Annotated in this window: 19 protein-coding genes; 15 read left to right on the top strand and 4 right to left on the bottom strand. The window is 40.2% G+C overall.

Going from position 1 to position 18,818, the window contains the following annotated elements; genetic code table 11:
- Nucleotide 1: 1 nt before the first annotated feature.
- Nucleotides 2-1,660: an acetate--CoA ligase gene (gene acsA / locus A4245_RS09905; RefSeq protein WP_067727576.1), complete on the top strand. Its 1,659-nt coding sequence runs from the start codon at nt 2-4 to the stop codon at nt 1,658-1,660.
- Nucleotides 1,661-2,408: 748 nt separating this feature from the next.
- Here the strand turns inward: acsA and A4245_RS09900 are convergent.
- The 4 genes from A4245_RS09900 to A4245_RS20370 all read right to left on the bottom strand — a co-directional run bounded on the left by A4245_RS09900 (nt 2,409) and on the right by A4245_RS20370 (nt 6,061).
- Nucleotides 2,409-2,672 carry a DUF4282 domain-containing protein gene (locus A4245_RS09900; protein WP_067727575.1) on the bottom strand — a complete coding sequence of 88 codons (264 nt, stop codon included), beginning with the start codon at nt 2,670-2,672 and terminating at the stop codon, nt 2,409-2,411.
- A gap of 454 nt (nt 2,673-3,126) precedes the next feature.
- Entirely contained in the window at nt 3,127-4,656 is a 1,530-nt protein-coding gene (gene ahpF / locus A4245_RS09895; RefSeq protein WP_067727574.1) for an alkyl hydroperoxide reductase subunit F, read from the bottom strand.
- Nucleotides 4,657-4,668: 12 nt separating this feature from the next.
- Complete coding sequence (ahpC, locus tag A4245_RS09890) at nt 4,669-5,238, bottom strand: alkyl hydroperoxide reductase subunit C (protein WP_067727573.1); 570 nt, start codon at nt 5,236-5,238, stop codon at nt 4,669-4,671.
- Between the two features lie 649 nt (nt 5,239-5,887).
- Nucleotides 5,888-6,061 carry a hypothetical protein gene (locus tag A4245_RS20370; protein ID WP_199860673.1) on the bottom strand — a complete coding sequence of 58 codons (174 nt, stop codon included), beginning with the start codon at nt 6,059-6,061 and terminating at the stop codon, nt 5,888-5,890.
- A gap of 295 nt (nt 6,062-6,356) precedes the next feature.
- Here A4245_RS20370 and A4245_RS09880 point away from each other — a divergent pair, with 295 nt between their 5' ends.
- The 14 genes from A4245_RS09880 to A4245_RS09815 all read left to right on the top strand — a co-directional run.
- A complete protein-coding gene (locus A4245_RS09880; RefSeq protein WP_324609856.1) occupies nt 6,357-7,070 on the top strand; it encodes a GntR family transcriptional regulator in 714 nt (237 codons plus the stop codon).
- A gap of 380 nt (nt 7,071-7,450) precedes the next feature.
- A complete protein-coding gene (gene phnG, locus A4245_RS09875; RefSeq protein WP_067727571.1) occupies nt 7,451-7,873 on the top strand; it encodes a phosphonate C-P lyase system protein PhnG in 423 nt (140 codons plus the stop codon).
- Between the two features lie 23 nt (nt 7,874-7,896).
- On the top strand, nt 7,897-8,493 hold the full coding sequence (phnH, locus tag A4245_RS09870) for a phosphonate C-P lyase system protein PhnH (RefSeq protein WP_067727570.1): 597 nt from the start codon (nt 7,897-7,899) through the stop codon (nt 8,491-8,493).
- The gene (locus A4245_RS09865; protein ID WP_067727569.1) at nt 8,493-9,608 is read left to right on the top strand and encodes a carbon-phosphorus lyase complex subunit PhnI; all 1,116 of its coding nucleotides are present in this window, start codon (nt 8,493-8,495) and stop codon (nt 9,606-9,608) included. The genes phnH and A4245_RS09865 overlap by 1 nt, the downstream gene beginning before the upstream one ends.
- Nucleotides 9,598-10,464, top strand: a complete 867-nt coding sequence (locus A4245_RS09860) for an alpha-D-ribose 1-methylphosphonate 5-phosphate C-P-lyase PhnJ (RefSeq protein WP_067727568.1) — start codon at nt 9,598-9,600, stop codon at nt 10,462-10,464. The genes A4245_RS09865 and A4245_RS09860 overlap by 11 nt, the downstream gene beginning before the upstream one ends.
- Complete coding sequence (locus A4245_RS09855; RefSeq protein WP_067727567.1) at nt 10,457-11,299, top strand: ATP-binding cassette domain-containing protein; 843 nt, start codon at nt 10,457-10,459, stop codon at nt 11,297-11,299. The genes A4245_RS09860 and A4245_RS09855 overlap by 8 nt, the downstream gene beginning before the upstream one ends.
- Nucleotides 11,300-11,313: 14 nt before the next feature.
- On the top strand, nt 11,314-12,495 hold the full coding sequence (gene phnM, locus A4245_RS09850; protein ID WP_067727566.1) for a phosphonate metabolism protein PhnM: 1,182 nt from the start codon (nt 11,314-11,316) through the stop codon (nt 12,493-12,495).
- Nucleotides 12,496-12,511: 16 nt separating this feature from the next.
- Nucleotides 12,512-13,231 carry a phosphonate C-P lyase system protein PhnL gene (locus tag A4245_RS09845; RefSeq protein ID WP_067727565.1) on the top strand — a complete coding sequence of 240 codons (720 nt, stop codon included), beginning with the start codon at nt 12,512-12,514 and terminating at the stop codon, nt 13,229-13,231.
- A complete protein-coding gene (locus A4245_RS09840) occupies nt 13,221-14,027 on the top strand; it encodes a PHP domain-containing protein (RefSeq protein WP_067727564.1) in 807 nt (268 codons plus the stop codon). The genes A4245_RS09845 and A4245_RS09840 overlap by 11 nt, the downstream gene beginning before the upstream one ends.
- 127 nt (nt 14,028-14,154) lie before the next feature.
- Nucleotides 14,155-15,195: a PhnD/SsuA/transferrin family substrate-binding protein gene (locus tag A4245_RS09835; RefSeq protein WP_067727563.1), complete on the top strand. Its 1,041-nt coding sequence runs from the start codon at nt 14,155-14,157 to the stop codon at nt 15,193-15,195.
- Between the two features lie 254 nt (nt 15,196-15,449).
- Nucleotides 15,450-16,214 carry a phosphonate ABC transporter ATP-binding protein gene (phnC, locus tag A4245_RS09830; RefSeq protein ID WP_067727562.1) on the top strand — a complete coding sequence of 255 codons (765 nt, stop codon included), beginning with the start codon at nt 15,450-15,452 and terminating at the stop codon, nt 16,212-16,214.
- Nucleotides 16,215-16,226: 12 nt separating this feature from the next.
- Entirely contained in the window at nt 16,227-17,012 is a 786-nt protein-coding gene (phnE, locus tag A4245_RS09825) for a phosphonate ABC transporter, permease protein PhnE (RefSeq protein ID WP_067727561.1), read from the top strand.
- Nucleotides 17,012-17,872 carry an ABC transporter permease subunit gene (locus tag A4245_RS09820; RefSeq protein ID WP_067727560.1) on the top strand — a complete coding sequence of 287 codons (861 nt, stop codon included), beginning with the start codon at nt 17,012-17,014 and terminating at the stop codon, nt 17,870-17,872. Before phnE ends, A4245_RS09820 begins: the two co-directional genes overlap by 1 nt.
- A 383-nt stretch (nt 17,873-18,255) precedes the next feature.
- Nucleotides 18,256-18,818 (top strand): hypothetical protein (locus A4245_RS09815; RefSeq protein WP_157087698.1); only part of this gene is annotated, 563 nt, incomplete at its 3' end.

The raw sequence follows: 18,818 nt of genomic DNA, 5'->3' as shown, positions 1-18,818 counted from the left end.
AATGTCAGAAATTCTACAAGCAACTAAACGGATTTCCCCCTTAAAAAATCATATATACAATTTACCGGACTATAATCAGATAAAAGGTGAATTTTCGTGGGAGGAAATCGGGAGGAATTTTATCAGGGAAAACGGAAAAGTCAATGCCGCATACGAAACGATTGACCGCCATGTTGAGGAAGGATATGGCGATAAAATAGCGCTTCACTATGTAAATGGGGATGAAAAGCAAACCTGTACATTTAAAGAGGTAAAAGAAAAAACGGATCATTATGCAAGGCTGCTAAAGAAATCTGGTGTCAAAAAAGGAGATAGAGTGTTTGTCTTCTTGCCAAAAACGCCGGAGTGCTATATTTCCATATTAGCCATCATTAAAATCGGGGCAATTGCCGGTCCATTGTTTGAGGCATTTATGCGTGAAGCGGTGAAAGATCGGATCAACGACTGTGGGGGCACGGTACTTATTACAGATAAAGAGATGGTGAAAAGAGTGCCGCAAGACGAAATTCCCTCTCTGAAAACGATATTATTCGTGGAAGAAATTGAAAATCTGTCAGTTGACACTAAGACTGAGAATGTCGTGGAATGGGTCGATCCAGAAGATGGTCTGATTATTCATTATACAAGCGGTTCTACAGGTACACCAAAAGGAGTGTTACATGCACATCGGGCTGTCGTTCATCATTATATTTCAGGGAAATGGGTGCTGGATATAAAGGATAATGATGTGTATTGGTGTACCTCTCATCCAGGATGGATAACCGGCAGCATCTATGGATTATTTGCACCATGGTTAAATAGAGCTACCATTGTGATCCAAGGAGGACGTTTTAACGCAGAAAGTTGGTATCAATTAATAGAGGATTTGAAAATAACGATATGGTACAGTGCTCCAACTGCTTTTCGTATGCTTTTATCTCAAAAGCATTTAGTGGAAAAATATGATTTATCTTCTGTCAGGCATGTATTAAGTGTCGGGGAACCATTGAATCCTGAAGTTATTTATTGGGCATGGGAAAAATTAGGTGTTCGGATTCATGATACGTGGTGGATGACAGAGACCGGAGGACATTTAGTTGTGAATTTTCCATCCGAGGACATCAAGCCTGGTTCGATGGGCAGACCATTTCCGGGAATCCAGGTCGGTATTTTAGATGAGGAAGGAAACGAATTACCACGCGGCTCCGTCGGTCAGCTTGCTGTTCGAACCCCATGGCCGGGATTGATGAAGGAGATATGGGGCAACAAAGAAAAGTTTGCCGATTATTTTAAATATGAAGGCTGGTATCTATCAGGTGATTTAGCGATACAAGATGAGGATGATTATGTATTTTTTCAAAGCAGGAGTGATGATATCATTAATTCCTCTGGAGAAAGAATCAGCCCATTTGAAGTGGAGAGTAAGTTAATTGAACATCCGGCTGTTGGTGAGGCGGGTGTCATCGGCAAACCAGACCCTATTCGGGGAGAAATTGTAAAAGCATATATTACTCTCCGCAGCGGGTATGTGGAGTCTGAAGAATTATTGGAAGAGCTTCGTGTATTCGTAAAAAATAACCTGGCAGCCCATGTAGCACCAAGGGAAATTGAAATACTCGATGAACTGCCGAAAACGAAAATAAGCGGGAAGATATTGAGGAGAGAATTGAAAAAGAGGTGAGGCAGAAGGAAAGGCACCCGGTTACAATAGAAAAGACGTTTATCAAGGTGATGAAATTCAAAGTGTGAAGGAAAAACTGTAGAAGTGATCTTCATTAAGGTTATGAAGATCAAAGTGAGAAGGAAAAGCAGTAGAAATGAATTTCATCAAGGTTATGAAGATCAAAACGAGCTGGAAAAGCTATAGAAATGAACTTCATCAAGGCGATGAAGATCAAAGTGAGAAGGAAAAGCTGTAGAAATGAACTTCATCAAGTCGATGAAGATCAAAGTGGGCAGGAAAATCTGTAGAAATGAACTTCATCAAGGTGATGAAGATCAAAGTGGGCAGGAAAAACTGTAGAAATGAACTTCATCAAGGTGATGAAGATCAAAGAGAGCAGGGAAAACTGTAGAAATGAATTTCATCAAGGTTATGAAGATCAAAACGAGCTGGAAAATCTATAGAAATGAACTTCATCAAGGCGATGAAGATCAAAGAGAGCAGGGAAAACTGTAGAAATGAACTTCATTAAGGTTATGAAGATCAAAACGAGCAGGAAAAGCTATAGAAATGATTTTCAACAAGTCGATGAAGATCAGAATGTATTGAAATTAGCCTGAGTCTGATCCTTCTTTGGACAAGCAATAAAGCGATGCCATATCATCCTGACTCAAAGCGAACATAGAGCACAACAAGGAGTTGTCAAAAGGCAGCTCCTCCAGAGAACAATAGGACCAGCGGGCACATTTTACGCTGGTCCTATTGTTTAATCTTGTTTCAAGTGATCCACTTTTTTATTTAAATCGGTCAATGATTCATGAATTTTAAAGAAGATAATTAATAATTCACAATAAACACGTGCAATGATCGGTCCAACAATAATCGTAATGAGTCCTAATATTACCGCAAATCCACCGTCAAACATCATAATTAATCCTGTTAAAACAGAAAATGCAACACCTATCCAAAATAAGACTTTAATGAGTGTCGGTGTTAACATTTTATCAAAGCTGACAAATTCTTTAAACATGCACGTTTCCTCCCTTAAATATGAATATGTGTATAAATGCTTCTTCAATATCTTCTGTAAAGCTAAATATTCACTACCCACCTTTCTATTTCGTTTCAATTAAATCATAACATTTATTTGGGAATGAATGGTAAATTTTAACCAGACCCAGAGGGACAGGTTCCCTGGTCCATTCCCTTAGATTTATTAACTTTCCCTTGGGATCCTGATTTAAGTTTCTGCGTCTGATTGAGTGGTGTGTTAAAGGGGATTGGAGCTAGTGAAAGGGATTAGTAGAGATGAACAGGTTACCCTATTAATAGAGAAAACCCACCAGGTTATCGTATAAGTATCTATACGGATATTTGGTGGGTTTTCATTATTATTAGAGTGTGCTAAGTGGAGAGGGAACCAGGGAAAGAAGCTGTGTCCCCCTGGTTTGGTCCAGTAAACCTGTCCCCACGGTCCACCCAGATTAGTTTCTCACAAGATAATCAAAAGCACTTAAAGAAGCTGTTGCAGCTGATCCCATTGAAATGATGATTTGCTTAAATGGTTCTGTTGTACAGTCTCCGGCAGCAAATACACCTGGGACGTTTGTAGAACCTCGATCGTCGATGATGATTTCACCGAACTTATTACGTTCAATGGTATCGCCTAGCCAGTCTGTGTTTGGTACAAGACCGATTTGAATGAATACACCGGATAGTTTTATATGCTTTTCTTCACCTGTCTCACGTTCAACATAGGAAATACCGTTTACGTTATCTGTTCCGGTAATTTCTTTTGTTTGAGCGTTTTTAATCACAGTGACATTCGGCAGGCTGTTGAGACGATCCTGCAGCACAGAATCAGCCTTCAGTTCTGACGCATATTCAAGTACTGTTACGTGATTAACAATCCCGGCAAGGTCAATGGCTGCTTCCACACCGGAGTTACCGCCACCGATAACAGCTACATCTTTTCCTTCAAATAATGGACCATCACAATGCGGGCAGTATGCTACCCCTTTGTTCTTGAATTCAGCTTCGCCAGGAACGCCAATATTACGCCAGCGGGCTCCTGTTGCGAGGATAACGGATTTACTCTTTAGAACAGCACCGTTTTCCAGCTCGATTTCAATCATGTCTTTCTTTTCTAAACGAGTCGCACGCTGCAAGTTCATAATATCAATATTATAATCTTTAACATGCTCTTCCAGATTTGCTGCAAGCTTTGGACCTTCTGTATGGTTCACACTGATAAAGTTTTCGATGCTTGCCGTGTCCAAAATTTGTCCACCGAAGCGTTCTGCAACAATACCTGTGCGAATTCCTTTACGTGCTGCATAAATAGCCGCACTTGCGCCACCTGGTCCGCCACCGACAACAAGTACATCATATGGGTCTTTATCAGCAAACTCAGATGCATCTGGAGTATTGCCTAATTTTGCAAGAATTTCTTCTAATGTCATACGGCCGTTTCCAAAGGATTCACCATTTAGGAAAACAGTCGGTACTGCCATGATGTTTTTCGCTTCTGCTTCCTCTTTATATGCTGCACCATCAATCATTGTGTGCGATATACCGGGGTTGAGAACGCTCATCACGTTCAAGGCTTGGACGACATCTGGACAGTTTTGACAGCTAAGGCTGATGTATGATTCAAAGTGATATTCTTCTTTGATGTTTTTGATTTGTTCAATTGCTTTTTCGTCGATTTTTGGAGCTCTTCCACTTACTTGAAGTAATGCCAAAACTAGGGAAGTGAACTCATGTCCGAGCGGAATGCCAGCAAATGTGATACCCGTATCTTCATCAATACGGTTGATACTAAAGCTCGGCGTTCTTTCTAACACCGTGTGCTCGATTTTAATTTTTGATGACATCGCGGCTAACTCTTCTGCCAATGCCAGCATGTCACGAGAGATATCATCGGAACCTGTGCTGACCTTAAGCAGTACGTCGCCCTCCATCATTTGGAGATATTGTGCTAATTGTGCTTTAATATCGGCATCTAATAACATTGGCTCTACTCCTTATATTTTCCCTACAAGATCAAGGCTTGGTTTAAGTGTTTCAGAGCCTTCTTCCCATTTAGCTGGGCAAACTTCACCAGGGTTGTTACGAACGTATTGTGCTGCTTTGATTTTGCCAACAAGCGTGCTTGCGTCACGGCCAATACCGTCTGCGTTAATTTCAGCTGCTTGTACAATGCCATCTGGATCGATGATAAACGTACCACGTTGTGCGAGACCTGCTTCTTCATCTAATACATCAAAACTGCGAGAGATTTTTTGAGAAGGATCACCGATCATAATGTATTCAAGTTTGCTGATCGCATCTGAATGATCGTGCCATGCTTTATGTGTGAAATGTGTGTCTGTTGATACAGAATATACTTCAACACCTAATTTTTTTAATTCTGCGTAATGGTTTTGAAGGTCTTCCAGCTCTGTTGGGCAAACGAATGTAAAGTCTGCTGGATAGAAGCAAACAACACTCCACTGACCTTTTAGATTCTCATCGGTAATATCGATGAAATCACCGTTTCCGCTGTTGTAAGCTGATGCTGTAAATGGTTGTATTTCTTTTCCGATCAAAGACATATAATCTTCCTCCTGCTGTTATAATTTATTCTTTAGAACTATATAGTAACCATATATAGCGACGATTATTTATTTTGTCGGTTAACTATAATAATTCTAATCCAACACTTATTATTATATAGATTATCCCCTTTGTCAATTTTAACGACCCAAGTGGGGTACACGCAGCCCCGGCCCACGGGGACAGGTTCCTTGGTCCACTTTTATTAACTGTTCCCTGATTAATTCCGAATATGCTATCGTTTCTCCGCCTTATCAGATGAGTGTATTAAGGGGATTAGAGGTTAATGAAAGGGATCAGTGGAGTGAACATGTTATCAAATAAAAAAATACCAAGTTAGCGTATAAGTAGTTTATACGGATACTTGGTGGATTTTCTTTATTATAGAGCAATTTTCTGTTTTTGATGGCAAATAGGTTTTTAAAAACGTAGAGGTGCCACTGTTGGTTAGCAGAGGGTTTTTGTGGTGAATTCTCGCTGCCGAAATCTTTAAAAGTCAAACGATGTATCACAAAGACAGTGATCAAGAATATCGGGAATATCAACTAGTGTCATGCAGGGTGCTTAGTGGAGAGGGGACCAGGGAAAGGAGCTGTGTAACCCCTGGTTTGGTCCAGTAAACCTGTCCCCTTGGTCCACTCACTATGTTTATTCTTGCTCTTCTTCTTCCTCTTCCTCTAAATCTGGCTCTGCAGGTTGTTCTGTTGAATCTCCAGTTGTTGGTTCCTCTGGGCTTTCTTCTCCCTCAGCTCCACATCCGACCAATAATCCAGCAGAAAGGATAGCGATCATCATGGATAATGTTAATTTTTTCATGTTCAACATAATCACCTCTTCTAACAAATTTGGTACTCCCTCATTATAAAATAGTTTTTTTAAGTTAATATAAATTTAATGTTACAATATTGAAAAGAATCTAATTATTCGTGATACTAAGGAACTAATTTAAATGTAATGTAGAGATAAAACAAGTAGTTTGATCTATCTGGCTAGGTAAAATGTATTGGGGGTAAATTTAGTTTGTTCACGTAATTAAAACAAAAGGTAATAAGATGAGGTGGTATAATAAACATGATGGAGAAGTTGGTAAGATTAAGTATGGGAGTTGATTCTTATTTTGGCAGAAAAAGAAACTATTATCATTGATGATCTCATGCGTAGTTTTGTTGAAGGGACGTTAAAATCTGGTACGAAGCTTCCTTCAGAAAATGAACTTGCTGAACGGTATCAAGTACCCAGAATGACAGTCAGGAATGCGCTGAATAAATTGGATGAACGAGGATATATCTACTCTAAGCAGGGTAAAGGTCGTTATTTAAAAGAGGAATCCATTCCAATTCAATTGCATCTGACGGGAAAAGTCAGCTTTACAGAAAAGATGGAACAGCTGGGCTATAATTTGGAAACACGGAATATCTGTTGTGAAAAGATTAGCTATGATAAAAAAGTATATCGGATATTAGAAGCGGAACCAAGTGATGCAGTCTATAAAATTGGGAGGATGCGCTACATAAATGAAGAGCCGATCGCAATTCATAATTCTTTTATAAAAGAAGCAAGCTTTCCAAGGATCAAAGAAGATGGTCCATCAATCAAATCGATGTTTGCCTATTACCGTAAGCACGGATTTCAGGAATTTTCCAGCAATAAAACATTATTAAGCATCTCTTTTCCCACGGCAGCTGAGCAGAATCTACTTTCGTGTAAAAGTATGGTACCCCTTATTGTTGTAGAGAGCGATTGTATGGATCTGAAAACAAAAAATGTATTGGAACACACAAAAATACTATATCGGAGTGATAAGTTTAAGTATGATATCACGATGGACTGACTAAAAAAGGTAAGGAACCGAACCAAGGTTTCTTATCTTTTTTTGCTGGAAGGAAACTATAAAGACTACCATTATAGGTGTAACTTAGGCTGTCACCGAAAAGCTTTATGGGAACCGAGCATAAACCTCTCCCGACAACTCATTCACTCCAGATAATAGGCTGCGTCCAGCTCTGGTGCCTTGGAACTCCCAATGTAAGCATTGAACCATCCACATGTGAAACCCCCATGCTTTCCAGTCCCTTTCTGGAGCACGCGTTCCCCAACCGCCCCCGTCGCTTCTTCTTTTGTTATTTAAATTTACAAATAATTTACCATAACTTAAAACACGTAAACTTGGCGACAAGTTACGATGGGTTTGTGAGAAAGGGGGCATCGAAAATGAAAAGACGTAGAAGAACAGAAATCCTTGTTCAAGGAGACCCAGAGTTAGCCAAACATTTTGCGGAAATGATAATAGACAGATATGAATGTAAGGAAATTATTGCACCTCAATATGGACTGACAATGATTAAAATGCGTGAGTCCGCTAAAAATTCACTATTCTATCTAGGAGAAGTCCTGATAACAGAAGCAAAAGTCGAAATAAATGGTTGTGTCGGTATTGGTATTGTAACTGGAATGCAGGAACAGCTAGCCAAATATTTAGCAATCATTGACGCAGCCTATAAAGCCAATCTGCCGGAAACATCGGAATGGTATCCCCGGTTAATAGAAGCCGAACAACAGATTAGGAAAGCTAAAGCAAAAGAACAAGGGGAACTGTTTGAAACGAAGGTAAACTTCGAAACGATGGATACATAAACAGATTTTTAAGGAGAGGTATTATGGCTATTGATCAAGTACATGATCTGCAACTGGTATTTCGTAAGTTACTGCACAGTATGTCACATCCAGGGTCAATTTCATCCTTTCCAGAAATGGCAGATCGAGTAGATTTTGACCTTTCTTGTTCGGATACAACCTTACTCTGTGCAATGGCATTACTGGATGCAGAGGTTACATTTCACATTCTTTCAAAGGATAATCAAAATCTGATTGGAAAAATAGCAGAATATACATTGGCAAAATATGCCCCAATCCAGGAGGCGGACTTCGTTATTGTTTTGCAGGATGATAAGGAATCAGACATTTTAAATGCCATGGATCAATGTAAGATTGGCAACCTGATTAATCCTCAGCAATCCTCGACATGGATTATAGAGAATACACGGTTATCAAATGACGGGGTACTTAAATTAACAGGTCCCGGTATTAAAAGTCATGCACATCTGGAAACTGGCTTTCCGTCAGTGCTCTGGTATTCAAGAAATGAGCGTACGAAGGAATATCCATTGGGGATAGATCTGATTTTTACGGATAATGATGGACAATTAGTTTGTGTGCCTCGTACAACTACAGTAGAAATTACGGAGGTGAAATAATGGGTTATGTTGCAGTTAAGGGCGGGACGAAGGCTATTGATGCTTCCATCAAACGTTTGAAATATGAACGTTTAAAGGATAACGAGATGCTGGAAGTCCGTACCATCCTTTCCAGTATGAGGGGGATGGTCGACCGAGTAATGTCAGAAAGCAGCCTATATTCCCCTTTTTTGGCGGCCCTTGCCATTAAGCAAGCAGAAGGGAATATGGAAGAAGCAGTATTCCTAATGCGTGCGCATCGCTCCACATTGCCCCGTCTTTATTACAGTCAAATAGCAGAATCGGAATCGATGCTTGTCGAACGACGTATTTCGGCAAGTTTTAAAGATATTCCTGGTGGACAGCTATTAGGTGCTTCACGTGATTATACACATCGGCTGCTTGATTTTGATTTGCTTTTTGAAAGTGTAGTAGAGAATCAGCGGTGGATAGAGGAATATAAAAAAGATTTCGAACGTATCGAAACGGCAGATGATCTGGCTTATTTTCCAAAGGTAGTGGATTATTTGCGTGACGAAGGGCTATTCAAAAAATACGAGCCGGATAACACACCACCGGCAGATGTAACAAAGAAGAGTTTGCAGTTCCCGTCTTCCCGCAGTGCCAGATTGCAAGTGTTGACACGGGGTCAGACAGGCACCGTCACATCGCTGGGATATGCTTCCTTAAGGGGTTATGGACAAGTACACCCAACAGTCGGAGAATTGCGCGTGGGATCTATTCCAATTTATGTAGAGCATCCGAATGAAGTGGAAAAAGATGAAGCAGACAATTTTTATATTGGTGAAATAAAAATAACTGAAGTTGAATCTTTTGTTCCTGTCACAGTAAAGAATGAAAGCAATGAAGACGAACTGGAATTTGAGATCGGTTATGGTGTTTGCTATGGCCAAAATGAGACGAAGGCAATTGCCATGAGCATTTTGGATCAATGTCTAGAGCATCCCGATTCGAATTTCCCGACACATGATGAGGAGTTCGTTTTACTACATGTTGACTCGGTTGAATCAACTGGATTCATCTCTCATTTGAAATTACCGCATTATGTGACATTTCAATCGATCTTGGACAGTATTCGCCAAGTAAAGAAGGAGGTCCAGCAAGATGAAAACTGAATCCCACTTTGCATTTTTTGACGAAGGCTCCAAAAAGGAAATTCGCCGTGCAATCTTGAAGGCTGTGGCTATCCCAGGTTACCAAGTGCCATTCGCTTCGAGGGAAATGCCGATAGCACGCGGCTGGGGAACAGGCGGACTGCAAATTACACTCTCCATTATCGGGAAGACCGATGTATTGAAGGTGATTGACCAGGGAGCGGATGAATCAGTAAACGCAGTAAGCATCAAAAAATTAGTGAACTCTACTACAGGTGTAAAGCTTGTCGAGCGTACCCAGGATGCGTCGATTATCCAGTCAAGACACCGTATTCCGGAAGTTCCATTGACGGAAGATCAAATTCTGGTATTACAGGTGCCTCAGCCGGAACCTCTTCGAAAGGTGGAGGCCAGGGAATATATAACGAAGATACTTCATTCTGAGGATGATTATAGTGGTGCATGGCTGATGCTGTTTGAACAGATTATGAAATATGGCAAAACATCTACTGGTGCGGATCACCCTGTATATGTGAATAATCGCTATGTTATGGCACCAAGTCCAATTCCAAGATTCGACAATCCCAAAATGCACCAATCGGATGCGTTGATATTGCTTGGAGCCGGAAGAGAAAAGAAAATATATGCGGTACCACCATATACAGATGTGAAGTCATTGGCATTTGATGACTATCCATTTTCGGTCGAATCGTTTGCAGGTAAGCATTGTCATTTATGCGGAGCAACGGAAGTCTTTATGGACGAATTGATCGATACGGAAACAAGTGAAACAATTTACCAATGTAATGATACAAGTTATTGCATGGATCGATTAAACGAGAATGAGGAAGCTGAGGTGAAAGGCAACTATGTATGAGGAACCAATATTACAGGTGAGAAATTTACATAAGCAATTTGGACCGGGATGCGTACAATGCAGCAGCAGTTCAGACAGGCATTTAGAAAAAAACTATTGCCCAAATTGTGGCACTGTCTACGCCTGTCAGAATCTATCATTTGATTTATATCCTGGAGAAATCCTCGGAATCGTAGGGGAAAGCGGCAGTGGGAAATCAACCATGATGCAATGCTTATACTTTGACGCCGAGGTAACCTCTGGTGAAGCATATATCGCTGACGGCCATGAAACAGCATACGAGAATGTTTTTGAATTATCCTCCCAACAGCAACGCTTTATTCGCAATCATAAATATGGAATGGTGTATCAAAATCCAGTCCATGGACTGAAGATGAATTTTTCCTCAGTCGGTAATATCGCCGAGAAGCTGATAGCAGCTGGTAACCGGAATGTTGCTGACATGGAATCAACTAGCAAAACATTGCTGGAAAGCGTGCATATCCCGTTATTTCGTATGAAAGAGGCACCAAAGAATTTTTCCGGGGGAATGCAGCAGCGGGTTCAAATTGCTAAAGCATTATCGAATAACCCGCCAATTCTGTTTCTTGACGAAGTGACAACAGGTCTTGATTTGTCCGTACAGGCAAATGTTCTGGACCTGATTAAGAAGATTCAACGGGAATTGGGGATCAGTATGATTGTCGTTTCACATGACCTAGCAGTTATCCGAATGCTTGCCGATCGAACAATCGTCATGCTGAATGGCAGGATAATTGAAGAAGGGTTGACAGATCAAATATTGGAAGACCCGCAACATGCGTACACGCAACAATTGGTTTATTCATTGTTATAGGAGGAACTCACGCGGTGTATATCATTCATAATGGAAAAATTATAACAGAAGAAAAGATTCTGGAAGGAAGCGCAGTGATCGTAGAAGGGGAAGTGATCCAGGAAATCATACAGGAGGATGCGATTTCAGACTATCCTGATGCACAGAAAATTGATGCAAGAGGTGGCTATATTTCGCCGGGATTTATAGATATTCATTCTGATTATATAGAAGGAATCGTGTCACCCAGACCGACAAGTATGATGGATGTCCATATAAGCTTAAGAGAAGCCGAGAAAATATTAATCAGTCATGGAATTACAACAATGTTCCATTCACTTTCTTTTTATCGTGAAGATGTTTTCACACATAAGCCTATGCGCTATCCCAAAAACGTTCAGAGATTGGTGGATGCGATTGATCAGACGCATCATGAACTGCATCTTATCCGTCACCGTTTACACGCAAGGTTTGAAATTGACAACATCGATGAAATCGATCGTCTCGTTGATAATATCCAAAGCCACAAAGTGCATTTGTTATCCTTTATGGATCACACACCGGGTCAAGGCCAGTACCGTGATCTTGAAGTATATCGTCAAACGTTACAGGGTTATCGTGATTTGACGGAATCGGATGTCCAAACAATCATAGCGGAGCGCCAAAGCAGCACATCCATGACAATAGAGAAAATTAAAGAAGTAGCAGACATCGCCTTGTCAAAAGGAATCGCGATAGCGTCCCATGATGATGATGATATTAAAAAGTTAGATTTAGTAAAAGCTTACGGAACAACGATTAGCGAGTTTCCAATCACATTGGAAGTTGCCAAGAAAGCCAAGGAAATGGGATTGCTCACGATTGCCGGGGCTCCAAATGTCCTTTTAGGCGGTTCCCACTCTGGAAATTTGTCCGCAGCTGAAGCGATTGAGCAGAATTCCATTGACATTCTTTGCAGTGATTATTATCCGGCAGCATTGTTACACGCAATATTTGAGTTAAATGAAAAATACGGCAATGACTTGCACCAAATGTTTATGATGGTCACCCTCAATCCAGCCAAAGCAGTAAGAATGGATGAAGAAATAGGTTCCATAAAACCAGGTAAAAAAGCAGACATCATCGTGATAGAAAGAATGGATGATGGGTATCCCATGCTGACAACAACCATGGTAAATGGCGCCGTCATTACGAGGACGAATTACCGAATGAGGTAAAAAAGGAGGTAACCCAATGAGGATGTTGGAAATAGGTGACTTCGGCAAGCGATTTACGATTCACCATCTAGGTCAAACAATGCATGCAGTGGAACATATCGATTTCTCACTGGATAAAGGGGAATTCATTGGCATTGTAGGTAAAAGCGGTAGCGGAAAATCTACCATATTAAAAAGCATCTATCGCACATACTTACCTGATGAAGGTAAAATCATTTATAATTCGGAGCGCTTTGGGGATATTGATTTGTCCACAGCTGCCGAAAGACAAATCATCTATTTGCGTAAATATGAAATTGGCTATGTATCTCAGTTTCTGAATGTGATGCCGAGAACGACATCAAGACAACTTGTTGAACAGGCATTATTGGAAATGGGTGAATCGGAAGAGGTTGCAAAAGCAGAAGCTGAAAAAGCATTAATCCATTTTGAGCTTGATCCTAAGTTATGGGATACCTATCCGAATACATTTTCCGGTGGAGAAAAGCTGCGTTTGAATATTGCAATCGCAACAGTTAAAAAACCCCGATTACTATTGCTGGATGAACCGACAGCAAGTCTGGATCACCAGTCAAAAATAAAGGTACGTGAGATTATTGAGAAATTGAAGGCAAATGGAACGACCTTAGTGGGGGTTTTCCATGATATCGAGTTTATGGAAGGACTGTGCGACAAGGTTTACGATATGAAAACGAGACAGTTAGTCATGCAAGCAGGTGTTGTCAGTGAAAGCTGATTTCCATGTTCACAGCAATTATTCAGATGGCTCAAGCTCAGTCAATGAGATTATGCAATCAGCTCGTAACAATGGGGTGAAATATCTGAGCATTGTCGATCATGACACGGTGGAAGGATTACCGGAAATGCTCCAATTGGGAGAGGAATTCGGAATAAAGGTTATTCCCGGAATTGAGATTTCAGCGTATGACTTCAAAAGAAAGCTCAAAGTCCATGTGCTTGGATATAACTATAATTCAAACCCCGTGCACATTAAGTCAATTTGCCAGCCCTTACTTGAAAGACGTCACTTGCATTCCCTCTGGCAAATGAAACAGATTGAATCAGCGGGATATTCACTCAATATGGAAGCTGTTCTAGAAACGGCAAAACCTGGTCAAACAGTGTATAAGCAACATATTATGGCCCATTTGACTGATGAACCCTTTTCATCAATCGAATACAAGCAGCTTTACAGAAAGCTGTTCAAGGGGGGTGGTGTTGCATCCGGTGATATAGAATACTTGAATGCCTTTGATGCTGTACAGGCAATTGTCAAGGATGGTGGAGTTGCTGTAGTTGCCCATCCAGGTCAACTCGATTCCTATGATCTTATTCCAGAGCTAGTCGAGGCTGGTTTAGGGGGGATTGAGCGAAATCACATGGATCATACAGCAGAAGATCACCATAGGGTGGAAGCTCTAGCTCGGCGGTATAATCTCATCATGACAGGTGGTACGGATTACCATGGAGAATTTGGGCCACCAGCAGATATCGGAGAAATTGAAAGTCCTTTAAATCATTTGTGTAGGTAATGTAAATCACTTTAAAAAATCGTTAAAAGACTGTAATTATGCTTTTTGTAAACAGATTATATGCTTCAATAAGATTAGTAATTTGAAAAATCACTTACAAATAAGTATTCAAAAAGGAGAGTCAATGATGAGTAAAAAATGGTCTTTATTTACAATGATGCTTTTATTTAGTTTGGTATTGGCAGCATGTTCAGAGGGAAGTGCTGGAGCTGGAGAAACGGAAGTGGACGAGGTTATAGATATTGTCTGGTATCCAAATGAATCCGGATCAGATATGAAATCATCAAGGGATGAAATTGGGAATGTGATTGCAGAAGCTACAGGAAAAGAAGTTGAGCATCACTTGACAACTGATTATTCCATTGCAATTGAAACGTTGGTCAACAATAATGCTGATTTGGCATTCATGGGTGCACAAGGATATATTGAAGCGAAAAACGGCAATGATGCAATCGTACCTTTAGCAGTGCGTTCTGGTGCATCAGGTACATTGGATGATGCGGTATATCATAGTTGGCTGGCAGTAAATGTTGACGAGCAGGAAAATTATAAAGTGGATGGTGAATTTTCACTTGATACGATTGCCGATAAGAAATTTTCATTTGTATCAAACAGTTCCACATCAGGATTTAAAGTTCCATCATCAAGTATTCTGGATTATTTCACACAACAGGATGACTATGCTGATCTGACGGAAGAAGATTTAATGGAGGGCGGACCTTTGTTCTCTCAAGTACTATTTGGAGGATCCCATCAAGGTTCAGCTGTTAATTTATTAAATGGCAGTGCAGATGTTGCAGCATTTTGTGATACATGCGTTGATAACTATGTAGAGGTTGCGGAAGGTGAAGAAAATACGGTGGGTGCTGTTTATAAGGTTAAAGACGATGCAGCAGAACCATTCAACACGGTTACTGGCAGTGAATTTACATTGATGAGTGTTACACCGGTATTAAATGCACCATTTGCGGCAAATATGGATGTTTTAGGTCAAGAGGATTATGATACGTTAAAGGAATTATTCACATCAGATGAAATTGCAAATAACGAAAAAATATTCGTGCCGGAAGATTCTGGTGAGCCTGGTTTGTTTTTCAAAACAGATAAAGAAAGATTTGTTGAAGTGGAAGATGCATGGTTTGATCCGATCCGTGAACTGTCAAATTAATAAAGCTTAGCGGATGATTGCAAAAGTGCCAAGAATTAGAGTATGCATGTACGTCCAGTGCATACTCTAATCTATTAAATAAGTTATTAAAAAGGTGTGTTCAAAAAAGTGAATCAAAAGGACCGAATTCCGCTAGACTCGCAACGTCCTGGACTGGTGCACTTTCCCCACCGAAAGGATCTGTTGCAATGAAAAAATTCGATGATCCTTTTCTATCTAACTTTTTGAACAACCTCTAAAAGGAGCCTATTACCATGTCATTATTACAAGTTGAAGGTCTCGGTAAATCATATAACCTGGAAACGAAGGTATTAAAGAACGTTAACTTTGAAGTTGGCGCTGGAGAATTTGTATCCATTATCGGTCCATCTGGTGCAGGGAAATCTACTTTATTACGCTGCATTAATCGAATGGTAGAAATTAACGAGGGAAATGTTATTTTTGATGGCATGGATGTTAGGTCTTTGAAGAAAAAGGAATTACGTAAATTGCGTACAAATATCGGAATGATTTTTCAACATTATAATCTTGTTCCACGTTTAACAGTTATTGAAAATGTCCTGCATGGAAGGTTCGGCTATAAAACAACGCTGCAAGGAATTTTAGGAAGGTTTACAGAAGAAGAGAAAGAACATGCATTTTTTCTCCTTGAAAAACTGGGTATAGAAGAACACGCATATAAGCGCTGTGATCAGCTAAGTGGCGGGCAGCAGCAACGTGTCGGAATTTGCAGGTCTCTTATTCAGGAGCCTAAATTAGTTCTCTGTGACGAGCCTATTGCCTCACTAGACCCGAATTCATCTAAAGTCATCATGGACCATTTAAAATCAATTACAAATGAACTTGGAATAACATGTTTAGTAAATCTCCATCAAGTTGAGGTTGCGCAGGATTACTCAGATCGGATCATTGGCTTGAAAAAAGGTGAGATTGTATTTGATGGACCAAGCAAATCGCTGTATGAAGATCAAATTAACAATATTTACGGTTCCGAAATTAGAGAATTAATAACGGTATAAGGAGCAATTACAGTGAATGAAAAAACGATACGAAAAAGCAGGGGAATAGCGACCATATTTCTCATTGTCATTATCATGATGACCTACCTGTCAGCGGTGATAACAAATTTTAATCTTGCTGAGGGTCTGGCAACAATACCAAAAGCGCTAGGCTGGATAGGTGCAAATCTTATTATTACGCCGGAAACATGGGAAAGATTGCCTTCGATTCTGGATAAATTATTTGAAACCATCTTCATGTCCATTGCCGCAACAACCCTTGCTGCTGTTGTTTCCATCTTTCTGGGCTTAATGGGTTCAAAAACGACGAAGGTAAATGGCGTATTAAGCGTAATTTCCCGCGGTGTTGCATCTTTTTCCAGAAATATTCCAGTCGTAGCATGGTCATTGATTTTGCTCATTTCCTTCGGGCAAAATTCTGTTACCGGTTTTTTAGCCTTATTTGTAGGTACACTTGGATTTTTAACCAGAGCGTTTATCGAATCAATTGATGAGGCAAGCCAAAGCGCTGTGGAAGCACTGAGAGCTACAGGAGCAACCTATTTCCATATTGTAAATAAAGCCGTAATTCCTCAGACCTTGCCGCAAATGCTGAGCTGGATACTCTTCATGATTGAAACAAATATCAGAAGTGCAACATTAGTAGGTATTTTAACTGGTACAGGTATCGGATTTACATTTGATCTGTATTATAAAACGCTAAACTATAATGCCGTAGCACTTGTCACACTTACCATTATCATCGCTGTAATCATTATTGAGATGATATCAAACCGTATACGGAAGGTGATATTATAATGGAAGTAATAAATACAAATAAAGCTATGTACATAAAAAGGACGAAAAAAGGTCGGATTAATATAAAATCCGGCAATAAAGTCGATCTTGTCATCAAGTTGACGATACTGATTCTAACGTTATTGACAGTTATGGCATTTTTCTTTTTTGATTATACGGGTTTGCAGCTGGGCCGTGCGATTACAGAAACCGCACATAATCTGAAAGTCATGTTTCTGGAACCGGCTTTAAGTCATTTTGGATGGGGAGAAGCATTCTATCAGGTAGGGGTTACGATCGGCCTTGGATTTTTGGCGACAATATTTGGAGCGGTGATTGCACTGTTTTTGTCCTTTATGGCTGCAGAAAATCTGTCAAAACCATCCATATCCAAAACAGTGAGAATTATTGTTGCTTTTATACGCGCTGTCCCAACCGTATTATGGGTCCTTATATTTGCTATTGCATCTGGTCTGGGCAGTGAAGCTGCAGTGCTTGGGATGCTGTTTCATTCGGTTGCCTATTTGGTGAAAGCTTTCTCCGAGTCCTTTGAGGAAGTGGACCAAGGGATAATTGAGGCTATGCGTGCAACTGGCTCTAACTGGTGGCATATTGTAACCCATGGTGTACTGCCATCAACATTTACTTACCTATTATCGTGGACCTTTTTACGATTTGAAATTAACTTCGGTGTTGCCGTTGCAATGGGTGCTGCAGCTGGAGCTGGCGGTATCGGTTTCGAACTGTTTATGGCATCGGGATTCTATTTCGATTTACGTGAAGTAGGTTTTATCACCTATGCAATTTTAATCATTGCGATTGTATTAGAACTAATATCAACCCGCCTAAAAAACCGCTATTTCCCAGCAACTGCCAGGTGACCCACGGGGACAGGTTCCTTGGTCCATTTTTTGGATTAGTACAGTGAATCTATTCCCCCTAGAAGGACCAAGTAAACTTGAGAAAAGGAACAAAGCTATTTAAGCTTTGTTCCTTTTGTGCGCGTCTGGAAAAACAATCCAGTAGAACGTAAAAATCTCGGAGGTTCTGCATTTGAGTTATACCGTTGAACAGGACAGATACTTAACAAAAGCTTCATAACCTGTAAATTATCAAATAGATTTCGGTAAGATTACAGAAACAAGTGAATATTACATTAGTCTTTCCCTTTTGTAAATATACCTGAAATGAGGATTATCTTTTCCAATAAGTGGTACTAGATGTATGTACCAACTTTTAAAAAACAAAAGGAGGAATTTGCAACATGAACAAAAAACTGATTAAGGTTACGGCACCAGCAGTCGCACTCGGAATCGCTTTATCGGCACAGTCTACAGTGAGTGCAGCAAGTCCAAATGCTTCATTAAACGGACAAATCAACAGTCAGGTCAATGGGGTTGCAAACGGGAAAGTCAAGGTAAATGGAGCGGCAAGTGTGGAACGCTTAAATCCGGTTGATAATCGAGTTTCTTCAGTAAATTCGGAACTTCAAATGGTAACCGACGTACTTATGAACACCCAGGAATTAACGCAGAATCAATATGAATATTTACAAGGGGAGCTTGATTCTTTAAATAATCGCTTAAACGCTTCTGTCAATCAACTAAACGCTGTTACGAAAAAAGTAGACGATAGTGCACCAGAAGTAGCGGAAGTGGAAAGTGATATTGAAGTAACAGTTAACAATATAATTGTAGCGCAAGTATTGCTCAATACAACGAACATAGTACCTGAAGTACCTGAGGTAGAAGTTCCAGAAGCGCCAGTAGAAGAAGAGCCGGTAGAGGAAGAACCAGCTGAAGAACCTGTAGAAGAAGATCCAGTAGA

This window comes from Oceanobacillus damuensis (assembly GCF_001618145.1).
In the GTDB taxonomy this organism is placed as follows: domain Bacteria; phylum Bacillota; class Bacilli; order Bacillales; family Amphibacillaceae; genus Oceanobacillus; species Oceanobacillus damuensis.
Note: the sequence above shows the minus strand (reverse complement) of the source record. Positions and strands in the feature narration are given on the sequence as shown.

Coding starts and splice junctions, on each gene's coding strand:
- acsA (WP_067727576.1), top strand. CDS start 2: ATGTCAGAAATTCTACAAGCAACTAAACGGATTTCCCCCTTAAAAAAT.
- A4245_RS09900 (WP_067727575.1), bottom strand. CDS start 2,672: ATGTTTAAAGAATTTGTCAGCTTTGATAAAATGTTAACACCGACACTC.
- ahpF (WP_067727574.1), bottom strand. CDS start 4,656: ATGTTATTAGATGCCGATATTAAAGCACAATTAGCACAATATCTCCAA.
- ahpC (WP_067727573.1), bottom strand. CDS start 5,238: ATGTCTTTGATCGGAAAAGAAATACAACCATTTACAGCATCAGCTTAC.
- phnG (WP_067727571.1), top strand. CDS start 7,451: ATGAAAAGACGTAGAAGAACAGAAATCCTTGTTCAAGGAGACCCAGAG.
- phnH (WP_067727570.1), top strand. CDS start 7,897: ATGGCTATTGATCAAGTACATGATCTGCAACTGGTATTTCGTAAGTTA.
- A4245_RS09865 (WP_067727569.1), top strand. CDS start 8,493: ATGGGTTATGTTGCAGTTAAGGGCGGGACGAAGGCTATTGATGCTTCC.
- A4245_RS09860 (WP_067727568.1), top strand. CDS start 9,598: ATGAAAACTGAATCCCACTTTGCATTTTTTGACGAAGGCTCCAAAAAG.
- A4245_RS09855 (WP_067727567.1), top strand. CDS start 10,457: ATGTATGAGGAACCAATATTACAGGTGAGAAATTTACATAAGCAATTT.
- A4245_RS09845 (WP_067727565.1), top strand. CDS start 12,512: ATGAGGATGTTGGAAATAGGTGACTTCGGCAAGCGATTTACGATTCAC.
- A4245_RS09835 (WP_067727563.1), top strand. CDS start 14,155: ATGAGTAAAAAATGGTCTTTATTTACAATGATGCTTTTATTTAGTTTG.
- phnC (WP_067727562.1), top strand. CDS start 15,450: ATGTCATTATTACAAGTTGAAGGTCTCGGTAAATCATATAACCTGGAA.
- A4245_RS09820 (WP_067727560.1), top strand. CDS start 17,012: ATGGAAGTAATAAATACAAATAAAGCTATGTACATAAAAAGGACGAAA.